Annotated in this window: 1 protein-coding gene; it reads right to left on the bottom strand. The window is 58.4% G+C overall.

Translation table 11 applies throughout. The features are described 5' to 3' along the window. Positions 1-231: 16S rRNA (cytosine(1402)-N(4))-methyltransferase (mraW, locus tag QSV46_RS41220; protein ID WP_314964570.1), on the bottom strand; the 231-nt coding region annotated here is incomplete at both ends.

The raw sequence follows: 231 nt of genomic DNA, 5'->3' as shown, positions 1-231 counted from the left end.
CGGGATGGCTGTGGCGCTTGCGACGCACTGTGGCAGGAATAGCTTCGGTAATAATCTCGACGAGCCGCCCCGAAGTCTCGATGGGTTGGCGGTCACGTTCGGTAACGATGGCGCGAACAATGCGGTCAGCGAACTTTTCCTCACCGTACTCGCGAAGCATACGCACCAAGGCACCAGGATCAGACTCATTGAGGATCTGGGCAGCAGTACGACCACTGGACTGGTCCATCC

The organism is Bradyrhizobium cosmicum (assembly GCF_032290525.1).
In the GTDB taxonomy this organism is placed as follows: Bacteria; Pseudomonadota; Alphaproteobacteria; order Rhizobiales; family Xanthobacteraceae; genus Bradyrhizobium; species Bradyrhizobium cosmicum_A.
Note: the sequence above shows the minus strand (reverse complement) of the source record. Positions and strands in the feature narration are given on the sequence as shown.